17 protein-coding genes are annotated in these 20,770 nt (G+C 71.8%); 5 read left to right on the forward strand and 12 right to left on the reverse strand.

The genetic code is table 11. The annotated features are described in order from the left end of the window. Position 1: 1 nt before the first annotated feature. The 6 genes from DWB77_RS08950 to DWB77_RS08975 form a co-directional block, all read right to left on the reverse strand. Positions 2-400 (reverse strand): DUF4440 domain-containing protein, encoded by a 399-nt coding sequence (locus DWB77_RS08950; protein WP_120720743.1) that lies wholly within the window; start codon positions 398-400, stop codon positions 2-4. Beyond that, positions 393-953: a DUF1697 domain-containing protein gene (locus DWB77_RS08955; protein ID WP_120720744.1), complete on the reverse strand. Its 561-nt coding sequence runs from the start codon at positions 951-953 to the stop codon at positions 393-395. The genes DWB77_RS08950 and DWB77_RS08955 overlap by 8 nt, the downstream gene beginning before the upstream one ends. 77 nt (positions 954-1,030) lie before the next feature. After that, on the reverse strand, positions 1,031-2,236 hold the full coding sequence (locus tag DWB77_RS08960; RefSeq protein WP_120720745.1) for a S8 family peptidase: 1,206 nt from the start codon (positions 2,234-2,236) through the stop codon (positions 1,031-1,033). Positions 2,237-2,717: 481 nt separating this feature from the next. After that, positions 2,718-4,022, reverse strand: a complete 1,305-nt coding sequence (locus tag DWB77_RS08965) for an ABC transporter substrate-binding protein (RefSeq protein WP_120720746.1) — start codon at positions 4,020-4,022, stop codon at positions 2,718-2,720. After that, the gene (locus DWB77_RS08970) at positions 4,022-4,861 is read right to left on the reverse strand and encodes a carbohydrate ABC transporter permease (protein WP_246033470.1); all 840 of its coding nucleotides are present in this window, start codon (positions 4,859-4,861) and stop codon (positions 4,022-4,024) included. The genes DWB77_RS08965 and DWB77_RS08970 overlap by 1 nt, the downstream gene beginning before the upstream one ends. Further along, complete coding sequence (locus tag DWB77_RS08975; RefSeq protein WP_120720747.1) at positions 4,858-5,796, reverse strand: carbohydrate ABC transporter permease; 939 nt, start codon at positions 5,794-5,796, stop codon at positions 4,858-4,860. Before DWB77_RS08975 ends, DWB77_RS08970 begins: the two co-directional genes overlap by 4 nt. A gap of 128 nt (positions 5,797-5,924) precedes the next feature. On the opposite strand from DWB77_RS08975, the gene DWB77_RS08980 reads away from it, so the two are divergent. Continuing rightward, positions 5,925-6,860, forward strand: a complete 936-nt coding sequence (locus DWB77_RS08980; RefSeq protein WP_120720748.1) for a phosphotransferase enzyme family protein — start codon at positions 5,925-5,927, stop codon at positions 6,858-6,860. Positions 6,861-6,888: 28 nt separating this feature from the next. Here DWB77_RS08980 and DWB77_RS08985 read toward each other — a convergent pair whose 3' ends face one another. Both DWB77_RS08985 and DWB77_RS08990 read right to left on the reverse strand, forming a co-directional pair. After that, on the reverse strand, positions 6,889-7,611 hold the full coding sequence (locus tag DWB77_RS08985; RefSeq protein WP_120720749.1) for a 3'-5' exonuclease: 723 nt from the start codon (positions 7,609-7,611) through the stop codon (positions 6,889-6,891). Positions 7,612-7,720: 109 nt separating this feature from the next. After that, complete coding sequence (locus tag DWB77_RS08990; RefSeq protein ID WP_120720750.1) at positions 7,721-8,956, reverse strand: SAV2148 family HEPN domain-containing protein; 1,236 nt, start codon at positions 8,954-8,956, stop codon at positions 7,721-7,723. Between the two features lie 325 nt (positions 8,957-9,281). Between DWB77_RS08990 and glgX the strand changes: the two genes are divergently transcribed. Continuing rightward, positions 9,282-11,402: a glycogen debranching protein GlgX gene (gene glgX, locus DWB77_RS08995; RefSeq protein ID WP_120720751.1), complete on the forward strand. Its 2,121-nt coding sequence runs from the start codon at positions 9,282-9,284 to the stop codon at positions 11,400-11,402. A 99-nt stretch (positions 11,403-11,501) separates the two neighbouring features. Here glgX and DWB77_RS09000 read toward each other — a convergent pair whose 3' ends face one another. Further along, complete coding sequence (locus tag DWB77_RS09000) at positions 11,502-12,767, reverse strand: MFS transporter (protein ID WP_120720752.1); 1,266 nt, start codon at positions 12,765-12,767, stop codon at positions 11,502-11,504. Between the two features lie 81 nt (positions 12,768-12,848). Between DWB77_RS09000 and treY the strand changes: the two genes are divergently transcribed. Continuing rightward, a complete protein-coding gene (treY, locus tag DWB77_RS09005) occupies positions 12,849-15,200 on the forward strand; it encodes a malto-oligosyltrehalose synthase (protein ID WP_120720753.1) in 2,352 nt (783 codons plus the stop codon). An 18-nt stretch (positions 15,201-15,218) separates the two neighbouring features. Here the strand turns inward: treY and DWB77_RS09010 are convergent, their stop codons facing one another. Continuing rightward, positions 15,219-16,265, reverse strand: a complete 1,047-nt coding sequence (locus tag DWB77_RS09010; RefSeq protein WP_120720754.1) for a cytochrome P450 — start codon at positions 16,263-16,265, stop codon at positions 15,219-15,221. 91 nt (positions 16,266-16,356) lie between these two features. Beyond that, complete coding sequence (locus tag DWB77_RS09015; protein ID WP_120720755.1) at positions 16,357-17,301, reverse strand: LysR family transcriptional regulator; 945 nt, start codon at positions 17,299-17,301, stop codon at positions 16,357-16,359. A 143-nt stretch (positions 17,302-17,444) separates the two neighbouring features. Here DWB77_RS09015 and lpdA point away from each other — a divergent pair, with 143 nt between their 5' ends. Beyond that, the gene (gene lpdA / locus DWB77_RS09020) at positions 17,445-18,953 is read left to right on the forward strand and encodes a dihydrolipoyl dehydrogenase (RefSeq protein ID WP_120720756.1); all 1,509 of its coding nucleotides are present in this window, start codon (positions 17,445-17,447) and stop codon (positions 18,951-18,953) included. A gap of 65 nt (positions 18,954-19,018) precedes the next feature. On the opposite strand, the gene DWB77_RS09025 is transcribed toward lpdA, so the two are convergent. Further along, positions 19,019-19,573, reverse strand: coding sequence for a DUF1707 and FHA domain-containing protein (locus tag DWB77_RS09025; RefSeq protein ID WP_120720757.1), 555 nt, complete (start codon positions 19,571-19,573; stop codon positions 19,019-19,021). A 190-nt stretch (positions 19,574-19,763) separates the two neighbouring features. On the opposite strand from DWB77_RS09025, the gene DWB77_RS09030 reads away from it, so the two are divergent. Beyond that, positions 19,764-20,717 (forward strand): GNAT family N-acetyltransferase, encoded by a 954-nt coding sequence (locus DWB77_RS09030; protein ID WP_120720758.1) that lies wholly within the window; start codon positions 19,764-19,766, stop codon positions 20,715-20,717. Positions 20,718-20,770 lie beyond the last annotated feature (53 nt).

Below are 20,770 nucleotides of genomic sequence, written 5' to 3' on the forward strand. Positions count from 1 at the left end.
GTCAGCCGTGCCGGGTGAGCGACGAAGCGGGCGGGGCCGTGAACGGTGTCGCCTGGTGGAAGTAGAGCAGCCAGCCGTCCTCGGTGCGCCGCCACAGCGAACTGCGGTGCGCCAGACGGCCGTTGTTGTCGGTGTCGAAGGTCAGATGGACCACGTCGGGGGCGAGCCGCACCCCGGTCATCCGGGATGCGGTGATCGGCGGGGCGGGACGGGCGCCCTCCTCGGTGAGTGCCACGATGACGTCCGTCCGGTCGAAGCGCCCGCCCGAACTGCCGAACTCGATGAATTCCGGGTGCAGTTGGGCTCCGAGCAGGTCGGCACTGGCACGCACCTCGGGGTCGAGCAGCCGCAGCTCCCCCTCGATGGCGGCCTCCACCGCGTCGCGTTCCGCCTCAGGCATCGGTCGCCTCCGTCATCTCGACGAGCGCCTTGACGGTGTTCCAGTTGCGGGAGGTCGCCTCGACGCCCTTGAGCAGACCGGGCCGGGAGAGCGCGGCACCCAACGGGGACTTGCCGAGGCCGTCGGGCGCGTACAGATAGAGCACCTGGTCGCCGAGCCGGAACTCCTCGGGGAGGAAGGCGGCCGGGTCGAGGGAGGTGAAGCGTTCGGCGGTGACCGGGGGGCCGGAGAAGAAGGTGGCGTGCAGTTGCTTTCCGGGCAGCTCGGCCGCCGGGAAGGGGCAGGCGTCGAGGACCGACCGCAGATAGGGACCGCTGCGCACCATGCAGGCGACGCGGAAGCCGAAGTGCTTCTCGATGGCCTCCTCCAGGCCCGCGGCGAGCGCGTCCTGGTCGCGGGTGGCGCTGGCGAAGACGGCGTTGCCGCTGTTGAGATACGTCTTCACCGCATCGTGGCCCAGCTCCTCCATAAGGGTCCGGAGCTCGGCCATGGGAACTTTCCGGTTCCCGCCCACATTGATGCCGCGCAACAGAGCGGCGTACGTCGTCGTCATGGGCACACCCTAGGACGGCCCCCGCGCCCCGTGGGGGACGGGCGCGGAGGCCGTCGTTCGGCGCTGCCGTACGGCGTCTACTCGACGACCTTCAGCAGCTTGTTCGGGGTGCCCGGGGAGGCGTTGGAGATGGCGTCCGGCGTGGCGCCCCCGGTGAGGGCGTCGGCGACCTGGGCGGGAGCGGCGTCCTTGTGCCCGGCCAGGTAGACCGCCGCGGCGCCGACGACGTGGGGGGTCGCCATCGACGTACCGGAGATGGTGTTGGTGGCCGTGTCGCTGGTGTTCCAGTCGGAGGTGATGTCCGAGCCGGGGGCGTAGAGATCGACGACCGAACCGAAGTTGGAGAAGCCGGACTGCTGGTCGTCCTTGGTGGAGGAGGCGACCGTGATGGCCTCCTTGACGCGGGACGGCGAGCCGTTGCCCGCGTCGGCGGACTCGTTGCCGGCCGCCACGCCGAAGGTGATGCCGGAGGCGATCGCCTTCTGGACGGCCGCGTCGAGCGCCGGGTCGGCGGTGCCGCCGAGGCTCAGGTTCGCGACCGAGGGGCCCTTGTGGTTCTTGGTGACCCAGTCGATCCCGGCGACGACCTGTTCGGTGCTGCCGGAACCCTGGTTGTCCAGGACGCGTACGGCGACGATCTTCGCCTTCTTGGCCACGCCGTGCTGGGTCCCCGCGATGGTGCCCGCGACATGGGTGCCGTGGCCGTTCCCGTCGTCGGCCTTGTCGTTGTTGTCGACCGCGTTGAAGCCGTAGGAGGCCCGGCCGCCGAAGTCCTTGTGCGTGATGCGGACCCCGGTGTCGATCACATACGCGGTGACGCCGTCACCCGCGCTGTCCGGGTAGGTGTACGTGCCGTCGCCCGCGGTCGCCTTCTGGTCGATCCGGTCCAGGCCCCAGGAAGGCGGGTTGGTCTGAGCCGCATTGATGTGGAACTTCTTGTTCTGTACGACCTTGCCGACCTTCGGATCGGCGGCGAGCCGCTTGGCCTCGGTCTGTGAAAGTCCGCTGGCGGAGAAGCCGTTGAGGGAGGAGGAGTAGTCGCGCTGGAGCTTTCCGCCGTATTCCTCGGCGAGTTCGCGCTTGGCCTCGGCCGTGGCCGAATCGTCGAGCAGAACGATGTAGCTCCCGTCGACTGCGTCCTGGGCGTTCAGCCCGTAGACCGGGCCTTCGGCGGGGGCGGCCCCGGCGAACGGGGAGGTGAGCGCGGTGAGTCCGGCCGCCGCCACGACGGAGGTTATGGCCGCGGTGAGTTTGATCCTGCTCGCGCGTTTGTGCGTTGCCATGAAGAGGGGTCTCCTCGTCACTGAATGTGGGGGGATTTACCTACCGGAGGGAAACTTTCCGGGGCTGCTTCGAACCCTTGCCGATTGACGCGCGCAGATCAAGGACTTCATCCAGCTGTGACTTAGCCAACAAGGTTTCGTAATGCGATATCGACCGCCCAAGGACAACTCGGGCTTTATGGAGGGCCGGTGGACACTCTGCGTGAACCCGGCGCCCAGCGCGCGTCCCCAACTCCCCTTGCGGAAGCGGCGCTTGAGTACTCCGCGCGACGGATGCCACCGCGCCGCACGGGGGAAGCCGGGGCCTCGACGGTTCACCTGGGAGCACGACGAGAGGGCTGCCGATCACCCGTACCGTCGAAGGCACGGCAGGGGCAATGTCGCCGCCCCACCGGGACTGCCCCGGCCCGATCGGGGGACGGGCCGGGGCGGCGGGGGCGCGGGGTCGGGCCGGGGCGCGCGGAGAGGGGGCGGCCGGGCTTCAGCGCTGGTAGCGGGCCAGCACCCGGTTGCCGTCCTGGACCAGGCGCTTCCTCAACTCCCCCGTGTCGATCGCCCCGCTGTAGTACTCCTGAAGCGCGGGGGTCGCCACCTTGTCCTTCCACTCCGGGTAGCCCCGCACCGACTGCGCGGGGGCCGGACGCAGATACGGGGCGAGTGCTGCGCCGGTGGCCCAGCCGTCCTCGGTGGTGTGCAGGGCCGGGTCCTTGAGAGCGTCCGTGCCCGTCGGCAGCATCCAGTCGCCCCCGGCGAGACGCACCATGTGCGCGGGCGTCAGCAGGAAGTCGATGAACGCGACGGCCTCCTTCTTGTGTGGGCTGTCCTCGGCGACGGAAAGGGTCTGGGGGCTGACGCCCTGATCGAGGCCGGCACTGCCCGCCGGGGCGGGGAGGACCGTCCAGGCGAAGCCGGGCGGAGCCTGCCGCGCGATCTGCTGACGGTAGGAGAACCCGAGCGGCACCATGGCGTACTTCCCCCCGAAGAAGCCGGGCAGCGTGTCCGAGCCGCCCATGCCGAGCGTGGCGCGGGCGGCGCTGTGGTCGGTGTTGACCTGGGCGGCGATGGTGGTGGGCACCACCGCGTCCCCGGCCGTGAACTCCACCTTCGCCTTCCCCCCGGCGTCCCGCGCGAAGAGCCGGCCACCCGCGCCAAGGCCCAGGTTGAGGGTGGCGGAGACCGGCTCCTTGAGGGGCCAGGCCACCCCGTACCGTCCGGCGCCGCTGAGTCTCTTCGCCACCTGGCTGAACTCGGCCCAGCTCCACGGCTGTTCGACGGTGGGGACGCGCACACCCGAGGACCTGAGGAGTTTCGTGTTGGCGATCAACACCCTCGGCTCCTGGAGGAACGGCACCCCGTACACCCCCGTGCCGAACGTCGTCGTCCCCCAGCTCCGCGCCGGGATGTCGCGCTTGAGCCGCTCCGGCAGCAGGGCGTTCAGGTCCGCGAGACGGCCGCCGTAGGCGAAGTCCGCCAGGTCGTCGGAGGCGTCGTGGATGACGTCCGGCGCCTCGCCGCCCTCGAAGGCGGTGAGCAGCTGGTCGTGCACGGTGTCCCAACTGCCCTGGACGTACTGGACCTGAACGGCCGGGTGCCCGGCGTTCCACTCCTTGACCAGGGCCTTCGTCGCGTCCACGGACTCCTTCTGCCAGGCCAGGGACTGGAAGCGGAGGGTGATGACTCCCCCGGTGTCCGCTCGGTCGCCGGAGCAGCCGGCGAGCAGCGGCAAGAGCAGGGCCAGCACCCCGGCCACGGTCAGCCGTCGGACGGGTCGGCGCGGGTCGCGCATCAGCTCTTCACCGCCCCGGCCAGCATGCCGCCGGTGATCCGCTTCTGGATGAGCGCGAAGATCACCAGGGAGGGCAGGGTGGCGAGGAAGGCGGCCGCCGCGAGCGGGCCGAGGTCGGCGACCCCCTCCGCGCCGAGGAAGTGGGTCAGAACCACCGGGAGAGTCTGTTTCTCGGGGGACTTGAGCAGGACGAGGGCGAAGAAGAACTCGTTCCACGCGGTGATGAAGGCGAAGAGCGCGGTGGCCACGATCCCCGGGGCGAGCAGCGGCGCGGTCACCGAGACGAGGGTGCGCAGCCGCCCGGCGCCGTCGACCGCGGCCGCCTCCTCCAGTTCGGCGGGGACGGCGCGTACGTACCCGTTCAGCATCCAGAGCGCGAACGGCAGCGACCACACGACATAGACCATGACGAGACCGCCCACCGAGTTGATCGCGCGCAGGTTCTTCAGGACGAGGAAGAGCGGAATGATCAGAAGGACGAAGGGGAACGCCTGGCTGACCACCACCCAGCCCGTGGCGGCGGTGGCGAGCCGGCCGCGGTGACGGGCCATGACGTACGCCATCGGGGTCGCGATCACCACCGCGATCAGGGCGGCCGACACGGCGGCGATCAGGCTGTTCAGACCGGCGTGGAGCAGCGGCTGCTCGTCGAAGGCCTGGCGGAAGTTGTCCAGCGTGGGGTGGCGGGGAATCCAGGTGGGGTGGAGCGAGCCCAGTTCACGCGGCGATTTGAAGGCGGTGGAGATCAGCCACAGGAACGGGAAGGCGAGGAAGACCAGATAGGCGAGGAGCGCGAGGTACTGTCCGGCGCGCCCCAACACCCTTGTGCGGGCGGTCACTTGTCGTCCCCTTCCCCGAGCCGTCCCACCAGGAACAGGGCCAGACAGACGGCGATCACGGCGACCATCACACAGCCCATGGCGGCCGCATAGCCGAACTGGCCGTAGCGGAACGCCTCTTCGTAGGCGAAGAGCATCGGCAGCCGGGTGCGCCCGCCGGGACCGCCGTTGGTCAGGACATAGACCAGGGCGAAGGAGTTGAAGTTCCAGATGAAATTGAGCGCGGTGATCGCGAGGGCCACCGGCTTGAGGGCCGGCCAGGTGACGGTACGAAAGCGCCGCCAGGCGCCGGCCCCGTCGATGGCGGCGGCCTCGTGCAGTTCCACGGGGGTGTTCTGGAGCCCGGCCAGCAGGGCGACCGTCGTCTGGGGCATGCCCGCCCAGACGCCGACGACGATCACGGCGGGCAGCGCGGTCGCGAGCCCGGTCAGCCAGTCGTGGCCGCCGCCGAGACCGAGGGTGCGGGCGGTCTCGTTCAGGATCCCCGCGTCGGGTTGGTAGACCAGGCGCCACATGATGCCGACGACGACCTCGGGCATGGCCCAGGGGACGATCGCGAGCGCCCGGGCCAGCCAGCGCAGCCGGAGCTTCTGGTTGAGGAGCAGGGCGAGTCCGAGGGCGAGCAGGAACTGCGGCACCGTGACGCCGACCGCCCACAGCAGCCCGATCCGGAAGGAATCCCAGAACAAGCCGTCGTGTGCCAGATCTCGGAAGTTGAGCAGCCCCACCCACTGGGTGGAGGTGGTGCGGCCGGACTGGGAGTCGGTGAAGGCGAGCGCGATCCCGTAGAGGAGCGGGCCCACGCTGAGAACCAGGATCGGCAGGAGTGCCGGGAGCACCAGGAACCAGGCACCGGCCCCGCGCCGGTCCGCTCCCCGTCGGCTGTTCGTCGGCTTTCTGGCGGCTGACCGTGCATGGACGGTCGTCGATGTCACCTTTCCAACCCCTTTGTCCAGTAATGCCGAACGGACTCCGTCATCGTGCTGACGGGTCGTCCGTTCGTCAAGACGACCTGCGTGAATGCGAGACTTGACCCGGCCGAGACGATCACCGGGAGAGACCAATGGACGAGGCACGGGCACGCGAACTGCTGGCCGCTGCGGCAGGGACCGACCCCGGCGGGCTCGCCGGGACCGAGGGCGCCGAGCTGCTGGCGCTCGGCGAGAACGCCGTCTTCGCCCTGCCCGATGCGAGCTCCGGCTCCGGTCCCGGCTCTGGTCCCGGCGCGGCGGGTGGCCTGGTCGTCAAGGTGGGGCGCGACGCCACGCACCACCCGGAGCTGCTCGAGCGCGCCGAGCGCGAGGTGGCCGTCGCCATCTGGCTCGCCGAGGCGGGGGTGCCCGCGGTCCGGGCCGCCGAGCCCGCGCCCCGCCTGGTCGAGGGTCATCCGGTGACCGTGTGGCACCGGCTGCCGCCCGCCGAGCGTCCGGCCACCCCGGTCGACCTGGCCGAACTGCTGCTGCGCGTGCACGCCCTGCCGACGCCCTCCTTCGCGCTCCCGCGCCGTGAACTCCTCGGCGGCGTCGAGCGCTGGCTACGCCTGGCCGGGGAGGCGATCGACCCGGCGGACGCCGCGTATCTGCGCGCCCGCAGGGACGGCTTCGCCGAGGCCGCCGCCGCGCTCGTCCCGCGGCTGCCCGTCGGTCCGGTTCATGGCGACGCCCTCCCCCGCAATGTGTACATCGGTCCCGAAGGGCCGGTCCTGGTCGACCTGGAGACGTTCTCCGCCGACTTCCGTGAGCACGACCTGGTCGTGATGGCGCTCTCCCTCGACCGGTACGGACTGCCCGTCGAGCAGTACGACGCGTTCGTCACCGCCTATGGCTGGGACGTACGCGAGTGGGAGGGGTGCGCGGTGCTGCGCGGGGCACGGGAGACGGCGAGCTGCGCCTGGGTCGCTCAGCACGCCCCCACCAACCCGAAGGCGCTCGACGAGTTCCGCCGAAGGGTCGCCTCGCTGCGCGACGGCGACCCCGAGGTGCGCTGGCACCCCTTCTGACCGGGCCGTCCGAGGCCGCGGGCACGTCTCAGCCCTGGGCCGGGGCCAGTTCGCGCAGCGGCCAGACGCCGTCGATCACGGCGTCCGCCGTGCCCTTCTCGCGCAGGAACCGCTGGAAGTCCGCCGCCCACTGGGCGTACCACTGGATCTGACGCTCATGCAGCTCCGCCGGTTCGAGCAGCGCCACCTGAGGGTGGCGCTCGGCTATCGCCACGGCCAGCCGGGCCGCGGCCAGCGCGTCGGCCCCCGCGTCGTGCGCGGACTCCAGGACCACGCCGTACTCGACGCACACCGCTTCAAGGGTGCGCTTTCCCTTGCGGTAGCGGTCCACGAAACGGTCGATGGTGTAGGGATCGACGACGGGGCCTATGGCTGCTCCGTCCAGCCGGTCGCTGAGCGACGGCAGGTGATGGCGGCGCAGTTCGGCGGCGAGCAGGGTCAGATCGAAGGCGGCGTTGTAGGCGACCACGGGCACGCCCCGGCGCCAGTGGGCGGCCAGGGTCTCGGCGATCTCGTCGGCCACCTCGGCCGCGGGCCTGCCCTGCGAGGCCGCGTGTTCACTGCTGATGCCGTGGACCGCGGACGCCTGTGCCGGGATCCGGATGCCCGGATCCGCCAGCCAGTTGTGCCGGGCGACCACGTCGGCGCCCCGCACTTCGACGATCGCGGCCGTCACGATGCGCGCCTCGCGCGGCTCGGTGCCGGTCGTCTCCAGATCGAACCCGATCAGCGGTTCCAGGTGCCAGCTCATGGTGCTGCCCCTCCTTCGTGGTGCTTTCCCCCAGTTGACGACCACCCTCGCACGCGGCACTGACAATCGGCCGGTGGCGGGAAGGCACCCAGGCAGAAACAGCCACGATTCAGGACACCGGGCGTGAATCGACCCAGACCGACTCGAACTCCTCGCGGTAGGTCTCGAAGAGGCCGTGCTCCACGTCCTGGCCGGGCCGCATCACGCCCCGCCTGCCACCGCCGCGCAGCACCAGGACCGGCGCCTCCATGCCGCGCGCGCGGCGCAGATACGACTGGACGACCGCGAGGCCGTCCGACCCGTCCCCGTCCACCAGGTAGGCGGTGAAGCGCGGTGTCTCGTCGAAGACCTGGATCTCGAAGGCTCCGGGGTCGCGCAGCCGGGCCCGCACCCGTCGCATGTGCAGGATGTTCATCTCCACCGAGCGGCTCAACTCACCCTTTTTCACGCCGAGTTCACGCTCGCGGCGTTTGACCGCACTGCTCGCCGGGTTCAGGAAGAGCAGCCGGACGCGGCAGCCCGTCTCGGCGAGCCGGACCAGCCGCCGCCCCGAGTAGTTCTGCACCAGCAGGTTGAGTCCGATGCCTATCGCGTCCAGCCGGCGGGCGCCGCCGAAGAGGTCCTCGGCGGGCAACTGGCGCTGGAGGCGCACCCGGTCGGAGTGGACGGAGACGACATCGGCGTACCGGTCGCCGACGAGGTCCTCGACGGCGTCGATGGGCAGACGGTGCGCGGCCGGTGCGCCGCCGGCCCCGCCCAGCACGTCGAGGAGGCGCGCCGAGGCCCGCTCCGCCTGCGCCAGCACGGCCTCGTTGAGCGCCCGGTTGCGGGAGACGACGTTGCGGGCCACCTCCAGCTCGTCCAGGGCGAGTTCGACGTCGCGGCGGTCGTCCACGTACGGCTCGAAGCACGGCCAGTGCTGCACCATCAGCTCCCGCAGCTGCGGGAGGGTGAGGAAGCTGAGCACGTTGTCGTCGGCGGGGTCCAGGAGATAGCCCTTGCGGCGCGAGACCTCGCGCACCGCGACGGCCCGCTGCACCCACTCCTGGCCCGCCGGCCCGGCGGCGGCCACCACCCAGTCGTCGCCGTGGACCGGTTCGTAGATCGGCCGGAGCACGGCGGCGACCACGGCGCGCAGCCGCTGCTCGACCAGGTTCAGCCAGATGTAGGCGCGCCCGGCCCGCTGGGCGCGCGTGCGCACCTCGCTCCAGGCGTCGGCGTCCCAGTCCAGCTCCGCCCCGATCTCCATCGGGCGCGCCAGCGAGACCGCTCCGGGCGGGATGTCGCCGGACTCCCCCTCATGACCCGTGTCACCAGGGGGCAGCTCAAGCCCTCCCGAGCTCACCCACGCACCGCCTTCCGCCCCCCGGCAAACCCCGCGGGCCCGACCCGCCCCCGCACGCCCTTCAACGATCAAGGAAGGGTACTCCGGCACCGGGAGGCGTTGCAGCCCGATCACAAGTCGAGTTTGCCAACTCGCCCGAGGATACGGCCTGTTCTGATGGGCACTATCTGACGGGGTGAGCGGATTCATAGCGCTCGCATCGCGTCGGCCCGAACCGGGTCACCCGTTGGCGCACGCGGACGTCCCGGGTGAGGGTCGACTTTTCAGGGAGGATCTGGCCGAACAGCCCCCCAGTAAACCGAGCGGAAGTGGAAGAGTCTTGCCCATGCAGGTGTGGCCGGGACAGGCTTACCCACTCGGCGCCACGTACGACGGCGCCGGGACCAATTTCGCGGTCTTCTCCGAGGCCGCCCGTCGAATCGAGTTGTGTCTGCTGCACGACGACGGCTCGGAGACGGCCGTCGAACTACGCGAGTCCGACGCCTTCGTACGCCATGCCTATCTGCCCGGCGTACTGCCGGGCCAGCGGTACGGCTTTAGGGTGCACGGACCGTACGAACCGCAGAACGGGCATCGCTGCAACTCGGCGAAGCTGCTGCTCGACCCGTACGCCCGTGCCATGAGCGGCACCATCGAGTGGAACGAGTCGGTGTACGGCTACCACTTCGGGCGGCCCGACAGCCGCAACGACCTGGACTCGGCGCCGCACACCATGGCGTCGGTGGTGGTCAATCCGTTCTTCGACTGGGGCGACGACCGGCCGCCCCGCACCGACTACCACCACACCGTCTTCTACGAGGCCCATGTCAAGGGCCTCACCATGCTCCATCCGGAGCTTCCCCCCGAGCAGCGCGGCACCTACGCGGCGCTCGCGCATCCGGCGGTGATCGAGCACCTGACCCAACTGGGCGTCACCGCCCTTGAGTTGATGCCGGTGCACCAGTTCGTCAACGACCACCGCCTCGCTGACGCCGGGATGTCGAACTACTGGGGCTACAACACCATCGGCTTCTTCGCCCCGCACAACGCGTACGCCTCCTGGGGCGACCGCGGCCAGCAGGTGCTGGAGTTCAAGCAGGCGGTGCGGGCGCTGCACGAGGCGGGCATCGAGGTCATTCTCGACGTCGTCTACAACCACACCGCCGAAGGCAACCACCTCGGCCCCACCCTGTCCTTCCGGGGCCTGGACAACGCGCAGTACTACAGGCTCGCCGATGACCCGCGCTACTACGAGGACACCACCGGCACCGGCAACAGCCTTCTGATGCGGTCCCCGCACGTGCTCCAGCTGATCATGGACTCGCTGCGCTACTGGGTGACCGAGATGCATGTGGACGGCTTCCGCTTCGACCTCGCGGCGACGCTGGCCCGCCAGTTCCACGACGTCGACCGGCTCTCGTCCTTCTTCGACCTGGTCCAGCAGGACCCGGTGGTCAGCCAGGTCAAGCTGATCGCCGAGCCCTGGGACGTCGGCGAGGGCGGCTATCAGGTGGGCAACTTTCCGCCGCTGTGGACCGAGTGGAACGGCAAGTACCGCGACACGGTGCGGGACCTGTGGCGCGGCGAGCCGCGCACGCTCGCCGAGTTCGCCGGACGCCTCACCGGCTCCTCCGACCTCTACCAGGACGACGGCAGGCGCCCGCTGGCCTCCATCAACTTCCACACCTGCCACGACGGCTTCACCCTCAACGACCTCGTCTCCTACAACGACAAGCGCAACGACGCCAACGGCGAGGGCAACCGGGACGGCGAGAGCTACAACCGCTCCTGGAACTGCGGCGCCGAGGGCCCCACCGACGACGCCGAAGTCAACGAGCTGCGCGCCCGCCAGATGCGCAACTTCATCGCCACCCTGATGCTGTCGCAGGGGGTGCCGATGATCAGCCACGGCGACGAGTTCGCCCGCACCCAGAGCGGCAACAACAACGCCTACTGCCAGGACAACGAACTGTCCTGGGTGCACTGGCCGGACCCCGGCGACGACGTGGACGGCACGCTCCTCGCCTTCACCCGGGCCATGGTGGGGCTGCGCCGCGACCATCCGGTCTTCCGGCGCAGGCGCTTCTTCCACGGCCGTCCGGTACAGGGCACCCACGACGAACTCTCCGACATCGCCTGGTTCACCCCCGAGGGCGAGGAGATGGCCGAGGAGGACTGGCAGTCGGCGAGCGCGAAGGCGCTGTCGGTCTTCCTCAACGGCAACGCGATCTCCGAGCCGGGTCCGCGCGGCGAGCGGATCGGCGACGACTCGTTCCTGCTGATGTTCAACGCCAGCGCGGAGGAGATCGACTTCGTGGTGCCGGTCAACCACGGCGAACAGTGGCAGGTGGTGGTGGACACCGCGCGGCCCGAGGGCGTGCCGCCGGGCGAGGGGCCGAAGGTGGCGGCGGGGGGACGGATCGGTTTGATCGGCCGGAGCCTGACGGTGCTGCGCAGGCCCGCCTAGGCCGTCGCGTGCGGTCGCCTCAACGGCTCTGACCTGCGCCGGAGTTCGATTGTCAGTGGGCTCCGGCACAGTGGGGTCATGAACGCGATCAGGGTCTGCTCAGCCGTCGACGGGAGCCGCCGGTGGCGCGCCGGCGCCCCGTGCGACGGCCGCGCAGGCCGCCGCCTCCGGGCGGCGTCCGCCGAGCCCGCGCACCGCCCAGGAGCACACCGCGCAGAGCATTCCGGCGCCCGCCATCACGGCGAACGCGGCCGCCGCGCCGTGGTCCTGCGCGAGCCGCCCCGACACGGCGAGCGCGAGCGCCTGACCGCCGACGATCCCGCTCGTCAAGAACGCCATCGACTCGGCGAGCCGACCGGCCGGAACCAGCCGTTCCGTCAAGCCGAACACGGTGATCAGATGGGGCGCGTACGCCACACCGAGCACGACGACCGCGGCGTACAGGCCGATCAGCGTGTCCACGAACACCAGCGGCACGGACAGCACGACCAGCCCCGCGGTGGCGATCCGCCAGCGGACGGGCAGCGTCAGCCGCTCGGGCACGGCCACCATGGCGAGTCCCGCGGCCGCGCTCATCACGCCCATGGCGGCGTACACGAGCCCGGTCTGCGAGGGCCGGCCGAGCTGTTCGGTCAGGGCGGTGATGCCGGCCTGCGAGGCGCCGAACATGGCGCCCTGAAGCACCATGGTGGCGCGCAGCGCGTACACGGCGCCGGGCAGCCGGCCGCGGGCAGCCACCGCGCGCCGTCGCGCGGAGAGCTGACGCGCCGTCGGATGGAGCGCGAAGGCCGTGCCGCAGACGGCGAGCAGGGCCGCGGCCGTCAGCAGGGCGACGGCCGGGTGGGCGAGGGTCGCCGCGAGGCCCACGAACGCCGGGCCGAGGACGAACGAGACCTCGTCCAGGGTGCCTTCGAAGGAGAGCGCGCCGGCCACGGTCCGCGCGTCGGCGCCCGCCCGGTGCGCCAGGGCGACGGTCCTGCTGCGGGCGAGCGGGCCGACCTGGGGGACGCTCGCCCCGGCGAGGGCGCCGAGCAGGGCGAGCCATCCGGTCGCCAGGTGGGCGAGCGCGGCCAGGACCAGAGCGGTCACGGCGACGGCGTTGGTGATCGCCGCCGTGAGCACCACGGGGCGCTGGCCGTACCGATCGGCGGCGCGCCCCAGGAGGGGGCCCGCGAGCGTCTGCCCGCCGGCGAGCGCTCCTCCGGCGAGCCCGGCGGTGGCCAGGCTGCCGCTGGTCTCGGCGACCAGCAGCACACTGCCGAGCTGGCACATGGCGGTCGGCAGTCGGCCGAGGAAGGAGATGAGCGGGAGCGCCGGGCCGGTCAGGGCCAGCACCGTGCGATAGGTCCCCAGGGATCCAGCCATCAGGCGAAGCTAACGCGGCCGACCGGGGCATACGCATGGGCCGAACGAACAGAAGCCGCGCGACGGGGTACGTACGTTCATATGACGCCGCCCATCGCGACCTACCGGCTCCAACTCCAGCCCCGATTCCCCTTCTCCGCCGCCGAGGAAGCGCTGCCCTACCTCGCCGGTCTCGAAATCTCCCATGTGCATCTGTCGCCGGTCCTCGAGGCCGTGCCCGGCTCGACCCACGGATACGACGTCACCGATCACAGCAGGGTGCGCGAGGAACTGGGCGGCGAGGCCCAACTGCGCTCCCTGGCCGCCCGGGCCAGGGAGCACGGGCTCGGCCTGATCCTCGACATCGTGCCGAACCACATGTCGGCGGCCGTACGCCACAACCGCGCGCTGTGGGACGTCCTGCGGGCCGGGCCCTCCTCTCCGTACGCCTCCTGGTTCGACATCGACTGGGAGGCGGGCGGCGGGCGGGTCCTGCTGCCCGTCCTGGCGGGGCCGCTGGCCGAGGAGATGGCCCGCCTGACGGTACGGGACGGTGAACTGCACTACGGCGAGGAGCGCTTCCCGCTGCGCGAGGGCACGGCGGGCCTGCCCATGGCCGAGCTGCTCGACGCGCAGTTCTACCGGCTCTGCTGGTGGCGCCTTGCCAGGACCGAGCTCAACTACCGGCGTTTCTTCACCATCTCCGAGCTGATCGGTGTCCGCGTGGAGGACGAGAGCGTCTTCGCGGCCACCCACGCCAAGATCCTCGAGCTGGTCCACGACGGAGTGGTGGACGGGCTGCGGGTGGACCACCCGGACGGCCTCGCGGAACCGGAGGCGTATCTGCGCCGCCTGAACGAGGCGACGGGCGGCCGCTGGACGGTCGTGGAGAAGATCCTCACCGGTGACGAGCGTCTTCCGACGTCGTGGACGGTGGCCGGGACGACCGGGTACGACGCGCTGCGCCACATCGACGGCCTGTTCGTCGACCCGCGCGGCATCCCTCGACTCGACGCGCAGTACCGCCGGTTCACCGCCATGGAGGACGACCGGGGCGGGCGCTGGGAGCCGACGGTGCGCCGCGCCGCCCACCGGGTGGTGGCCCATGAGCTGGCGGCCGAGACCGAGCACCTGGTGCGGCTGGCCCGGCGGATCTGCGCGACGGGCGGCCCGGAGCTGCGCGATCACGCCCCGTGGGCACTGCGGCTCGCCCTGCGCGAGCTACTGGTCCGCGTCCCGGTCTACCGGCCCTACCTGTCGGGGGCGGAGCTCGTACTCTCGGCGTCGGCCGCCGAGGAGGCCAAGTCCGCGTTCTCGGTCGCCGAGGAGGCCGCGGCGGTCGACGTCGTACGGGACCTGGCGCTCGGCCGGCTCGGCGAAGGGCCGGACCACGCCCGCTTCCGGGCCCGCTTCGCGCAGACGTCGTCGGCGCTGCACGCCAAGTCGGTCGAGGACACCGCCTTCTACCGCTACACGCCGCTGCTCTCGGTGAACGAGGTGGGCGGGGACCCGGGGCGCCCCGCGGTGGAACCCGACGAGTTCCACGCGTTCTGCGCCCATCTGGCCCGGGAGTGGCCGAGCACGGGCACCGTCCTGTCCACGCACGACACCAAGCGCAGCGCCGAGGTGCGGGCCCGGATCGCGGTCCTCTCCGAGTGCCCCGAGCGGTGGGCGGCGCTGCTTGAGCGGGTCGCCGGGGCGGGGGCACCCGATCCGCACCTCGCCTGGAACGCCTGGCAGACCTCGGTCGGTCTCGGCGGCCTGCCCGAGACGGAGCGGCTGGAGGCGGCGCTGCTCAAGGCGGTGCGCGAGGCGGGCCTGCACACCACGTGGACGGAACAGGACGCGGCGTACGAGAAGGCGGTCAGCGCGTTCGTCGAGCAGGGCCCCGGCGGTCAACTGGCCTCAGCGGTGCGGGAGTTCGTGAGCGACATCGCCGGTGCCGCACGGGCCAACAGTCTCGGCGCCGCGTTGCTCCACCTGACGATGCCGGGGGTGCCCGACGTCTACCAGGGCACGGAGGCCGAGTACGCGGCCCTGGTGGACCCGGACAACCGGCGTCCGGTCCCCTTCGACCCGGCGGCCCTCGCCGAGCCCGGCGACAAGCTCGGGGTGACCTTGGCGGCCCTGCGGACGCGCCGCGAACTGCCCGAGGCGTTCGGTGCGTCCGCCACCTACGAAGCGCTGCCCGCGCGGGGGCCGCGCGCCGGTCACTGCGTGGCGTTCTGCCGCTCGGGCGAGGCCGTGACGGCAGTGACCCGCCTCTCGCTGCGCCTCGCGGAGGGGGGCGGCTGGGCCGGCACGGAGCTGACCCTGCCGGACGGGCAGTGGGCCGAAGTCATCGGCGCGGGGCGGCAGTTCAGCGGGGCCGTCGCTCTCGACGAGCTGTTCGCGACGTATCCGGTGGCCCTGCTCAGGAGGGTCGTAGGAGAAGGCGGCGCGGGGCGCGGGTGAGCCCTCGGACACCCCTGCTCAGCAGGGTCGTACGAGAAGGCGGCGCGGCGCGCGGGTGAGCAGACCCGTCTCGGCCGCGTCGAAGGTGTCGGCCCTGCGCAGTCCCGGCATGGCGTCGAGCAGGGCCCCCACCGCGCACTCCGCCTGGAGCTCGGCGACGCGGGCGTCCGGGCAGTGGGCGGGCCCCAGGGTCAGCGCGCCCGGAGCGGTGCGGTGCAGATCGAAGAGGTCGGGGTCGGCGAACCGGTCGGGGTCGCGGTTGGCGGCCCCGACGAGGAGGGCGACGGCGGCGCCCGCCGGGATGGTGCCGCCGGACATCGCGAGGTCCTGGCGGGCCCGGCACAGCACCACATGGACGGGCGGGTTGCGCCGCAGCGATTCGTCCCACGCCTGCCCTGTCAGCGCCGGCACCGCCCTCACCAGCTCCAACTGCTCAGGATTGGCAAGGAGGTTGGCCATCAGGGAGGCGAGCGCCCGACCGGTGAGGACCGCCTGGCCCGCACAGCGCGCCGCGAGCAGCGCGACACCCGTACCGCCCCGACCGCGACCCACGTCGGTGGCGGCGGGCGCCTTTGCCCGGCTACGGGAGGGCAGATCACCGGCGTGGCCGAGGACCGTCGCGTAGGACAGTCCGGTCGCCGCGGCGATCGTGCCGGTCGGCAGCCAGCGGCAGAACTCCTCGACCAGGTCGGCCTCTTGGCGCCCGGCCAGCCGACGGGCCAGCACATAGGCGGTGCGCGCACACACCTCGCGCAGCAGGGCGAACGCGCTCTCGGGCACCGTGTACTCCTGGGCGCAGCGCACCGTCCCCGGCCCGCAGCAGGGCCCCCCGCGCGCCCCGACGAGCCCGCCGCCGCCGAGCGCGGGTGCGACGTCCGCGTACCGCCCGACCAGCCACGCCCCGAGGCCGTCGTCCCACACCAGGGGATGCTCCTCGCGCAGGACCCGATAGAAGGCGTACGGGTCGCGGCGGGCGGCGGGCCCGAGCAGCGAGAGCGCCGCGGCGGGGGCGGTGGACGTCCCGGGTGTCACGGCCACGGGTGCCGGCGGCTCGATCGTCGTCATGGCGCGCCTCCCCCGTCGGCGCCCGGTGGGCGCGGTCGTGTCCGACCCGCGGTCCTGTCCGACGACGCCCGGGCCCGGCGACTGGCTGCTCTCAGCCGACCACTTCGGCTCGGCAGTCGCGATCGGCGTTCGGCCGTACGGGTGAGAGGGTGCTCGTGCCGTACGGCGCGCAGGCCCGCAGCAGCTCGGTGAAGGCGGCGGCGCCGACCAGCTCGACCCGCGAGAACACCGTCAGCGCACGCTTCCAGGCGGGGTCGACCGAGAGCAGCACACAGTCCTCGCCGATCCCTCCGCGCACGACATGGGTGGGCACGGCGACCACGCCGACCCCGGCGGCGGCCATCCGCACCGCCGTCGAGGTGTGCTCGGTGCGCACGACGGTGCGCGGGGTGAAGCCGGCGCGTTCACAGACCAGGTCGAGGAAGGGGCGCCCCTCGACGACGGGCTCCATCGCGCACCGCACCCAGGCGTGGTCCGCGAGCTCTTCGAGACGTACCGAGGCGCGGCCCGCCAGGGGGTCGTCGAAGGCGACGACGAGCGCGATCTCCTCCTCGCCGACCGGCACCACGGGCCCCTGCCAGTGCCGCGGCGACGGGCCGACGGCCAGGTCGGCGGCGCCACGCTCCAGCGACTCCTCCAGCGCCTCGGTGGAGGCGTACTCGTGGAGGAGCAGCTGCACGCCGGGATGGGTACGCCGCCAGCGGGCGAAGGTCTCGGGCAGCACGCCGACCGCCACCGAGTGCAGGGAGGCGATGTGCAGTTCGCCTCCCTCGGAGCCGGCCGCCGCGCGGGCCGCGCGCCGGGCCTGGAGGGCGCTGCGGACCGCGAGCCGGGCGTGCGGCAGGAAGGCGCGGCCCATGGGTGTGAGGCGCACGCCACGCGGCAGCCGTTCGAGCAGCTCGCCTCCGACGGCCCGCTCCAGCGCCTTGATCTGGTGGGAGAGCGCCGGCTGGGTGACGTGCAGCAGCTCGGCGGCCCGGGTGAACGACGTCTCCTCGACGACCGTGACGAAGTACTCCATCTGTCGCAGGCTCATGCCGCTCCCCCGGTCCCGTCGCCCTCATGTGCCGTGCTCGGCACACCACCAGCATGATCCCCAAGCACCCATAAGCATCGTGCATCGACCTCACAAGAACATTGCCTTGGACTCATGGCAGCGTCCGGGCGGAGGCTTCTTCCATGACCGACAACCTGACCGACAACCCGACCGCCAGCTTGAGCGGGAACCCGATCGCGGACCCGAACGCGTCCACCCGGGGCCGCACGACGGCCCCCGCCACGAGCGACGACCGCCTTGTCGATGTGATCGTGATCGGCGGGGGCACCGGCGGCTATGCGACCGCTCTGCGCGCGGCCGCCCTCGGCCTGACGGTCGTGCTCGCCGAGCGCGACAAGGTCGGCGGCACCTGTCTGCACCGCGGCTGCATCCCCAGCAAGGCGATGCTGCACGCCGCCGAACTCGTGGACGGGATCGCCGAGGCGCGCGAGAGGTGGGGGGTCAAGGCGAGCGTCGACTCGATCGACTGGCAGGCGCTGGTGGCGACCCGCGACGACATCGTCTCGCGCAACCACAAGGGCGTCGAGGGACATCTCGCGCACGCCGGCGTCCGGGTGCTGCGCGGCAGCGCCCAACTGACGGGCCCACGCGGTGTGTTCATCGAGGGATACGGGAACTTCTCCGCCCGACGCGGCATTGTGCTGGCCACCGGTTCGCGTCCCCGGATGCTGCCGGGCCTCCAGGCGGACGGCCGGCATGTGGTCACCAGCGACGACGCCCTGTTCGCCCCCGGCCTGCCGGGATCGGTGCTGGTGCTCGGTGGCGGGGCGATCGGTGTCGAGTACGCCTCGTTCCACCGGTCGATGGGCGCCGAGGTCACCCTGGTCGAGGCCGCCGACCGTCTGGTGCCGCTCGAAGACGCCGACGTCAGCCGCCACTTGACCCGGGGCCTGAAGAAGCGCGGCATCGACGTGCAGACGGGAGCGCGCTTCCTGGACGCGAGCGTCCTGCCGGACGGGGTACGGGCCTCGGTGCGCACGGCCCGCGGCGAGATCCGCCCAATCGAGGCGGAGCGCCTCCTGGTCGCGGTGGGCCGCGCGCCGGTCACCGACGGGCTCGGCCTCGCGGCGGCCGGACTCGCCGTCGACGAGCGGGGCTTCGTCGCGCCGGCCGACTGGTCCCGCCTGGAGACCGCGGTACCGGGCATCCATGTGGTCGGCGACCTGTTGCCGCCGCCCTCGCTCGGTCTCGCCCACGCCTCGTTCGCCGAGGGCCTGTTGGTCGCCGAGACGCTGGCCCAGGTGGCTTCGCCGCCCGTGGACTACACGGCGGTGCCCCGCGTCACGTACTCCTCACCGCAGACCGCCTCGGTGGGCCTGACCGAGGCCGAGGCCCGCAACCGCGGTGACGACGTCGTGGTCAACACGATGCCGCTGACGGCCGTCGCGAAGGGCATGGTCCACGGGCAGGGTGGGGTGGTGAAGGTGGTCGCCGCGCGGGACGGTCAGGTGCTCGGGGTCCATCTCGTCGGGCCGAACGTGTCGGAGATGATCGCGGAGAGCCAGCTCATCGTCGGCTGGGACGCCGAACCCTCCGACGTGGCCCGCCACATCCACGCCCATCCCACTCTCTCGGAAGCGGTCGGCGAAACGTTCCTCACCCTGGCGGGGCGGGGCCTGCACCAGCAGTGAGGCCGCGCGGCAGGTGGTACTCACCAGGCCGCGGGGGCCGGCGAAGCTCGTGCCGAACCGGACGGTCAACTCGTCGCGAGCCGGAAGGCCATCCGCCCGAAACTGACCTGGTCGCCGTCGGCCACGGCGACCACCCCGGTCACCCGACGCCCGTTGACACAGGTGCCGTTGGTGGAACCCAGGTCGCGCAACTGCCACGTACCGGAGTGGAAGACGAGCTCGGCGTGCACCCGCGACACCGTCTCGTGGCTCAGGCGGAGCCCGTTGTGCGGATCGCGGCCGATGCGCAGCGGATACGGGCCCGGCGCGGGGAAGAGGAGTTTGGGCAGCCGCTCCGTCTGCCAGGCCCTGCGCAGCGACACGGAGAACTCCGAGACCCTGCTGACCGCGCCGAACACGGCCTTGGACCAGCGGTTGCGGGTCTCCAAGTCGGCGGTGAGCGCGACCAGTTCGTCCGGCCGCTGGGCCGAGAGGGCCAGCTCCATGCGCCGCAGGAAGGTGTCGTGCGACAGCTTGCCCTCGGCGGCCCCCTCCCGCAGCACATCCAGGACCCGGTCGCGCTCCGCGTCGGAGAGCCGTACGGGTGCGGAGGAGGTCCGGGATTCGAAGGAGGGCGTCACAGCTGCGATTGTCCTTCCCCGGGCCCGGAGGTGTCCAGCGGCAGGTGACGCTCCCCCGGAGGCCCCCGTCCCCCACCGCCCCCACCGCTGACCTGCGACGCAGAGGCAACGGCCGTCGTAATTGCCTTGCCCGACACCCCTGGTGCGCTGTTAGGGTCCGCTGACTTGCCGCTCCTTTGATGGGACTTACTTGACGACTTCCGCGTCGGACACGACCTTTCGTCCGCTCGCCGGGCCCGGGGAACTCGGGCTCTTCCAACAGCTTTCCTATGTCCTCGACGACGAGTTGCCGGAGGATCTGGCCAGTGGCCGCCGCCTCCCGGAGTGGATGTGGGTGGCGCTGCGCGAGGACCGCGTCGTGGCGCGCGTCGCATGGTGGGCCGGAAAGAGGGGCAGGGCGCCGCAGAGCCTCGACTTCTTCGACGTCGACGACTCGCTGCCCGCTGCCGAGCGCCACGAGATCGGCCTGCGCCTCCTGGAGACCGCGACCGCAGCCGTGGTGCCCGCGGGTGCTCAACGCCCCGAGTACGGCCGGTTCGTGCCCGGCGACTGGCGCGAGGACCCCGCCGCCCGCGAGGTCGTCGAGACCAGGCTGAACATCATGGCCGCCTCCGGCGCGACCCCGCTCGTGGAGCGGCTGCGCCTGGAGTGGCGGCCCGGGACTACGCTTCCCGAAGCCTCGACGCGGCTCACCTTCCGCCCCGCCACCGACCGCGAGGAACTCATCTCCCTGATGACGCTCGTCGTGGAGGGCTCGCTCGACGAGCACACCCGTGACGAGCTCCGCACCATGTCGCCGCGCGCGTCGGCGGAGCTGATGTACGAGGAGGAGTTCGAGCGGTACACGACGCCGCGCGCGTGGTGGCGGATCGCCGAGCTGAAGGACGGCGGCGAGCCCGTCGGGTTCGTGATCCCGGCCCGCAACGACTACAACCCGATCATCTCCTACATCGGGGTGCTGCCCGCCCACCGCGGCCACGGCTACATCGACGACATCCTCTCCGAGGGGACGCGGATCCTGGCGGAACAGGACGTGCCGCGGATCCGGGCCGCCACGGACCTGCCCAACGTGCCCATGGCGAACGCGTTCGCCCGCGCCGGATACGTCGTCTTCCAGCGCGCGATCAACATGATCTGGAAGTAGTCCCGAATTCCGGGCGTGTCCCCCTCGTCTGTCGCACCATGGTCGCAACCGGT

It is taken from the genome of Streptomyces hundungensis, from assembly GCF_003627815.1.
Lineage (GTDB): Bacteria > Actinomycetota > Actinomycetes > Streptomycetales > Streptomycetaceae > Streptomyces > Streptomyces hundungensis_A.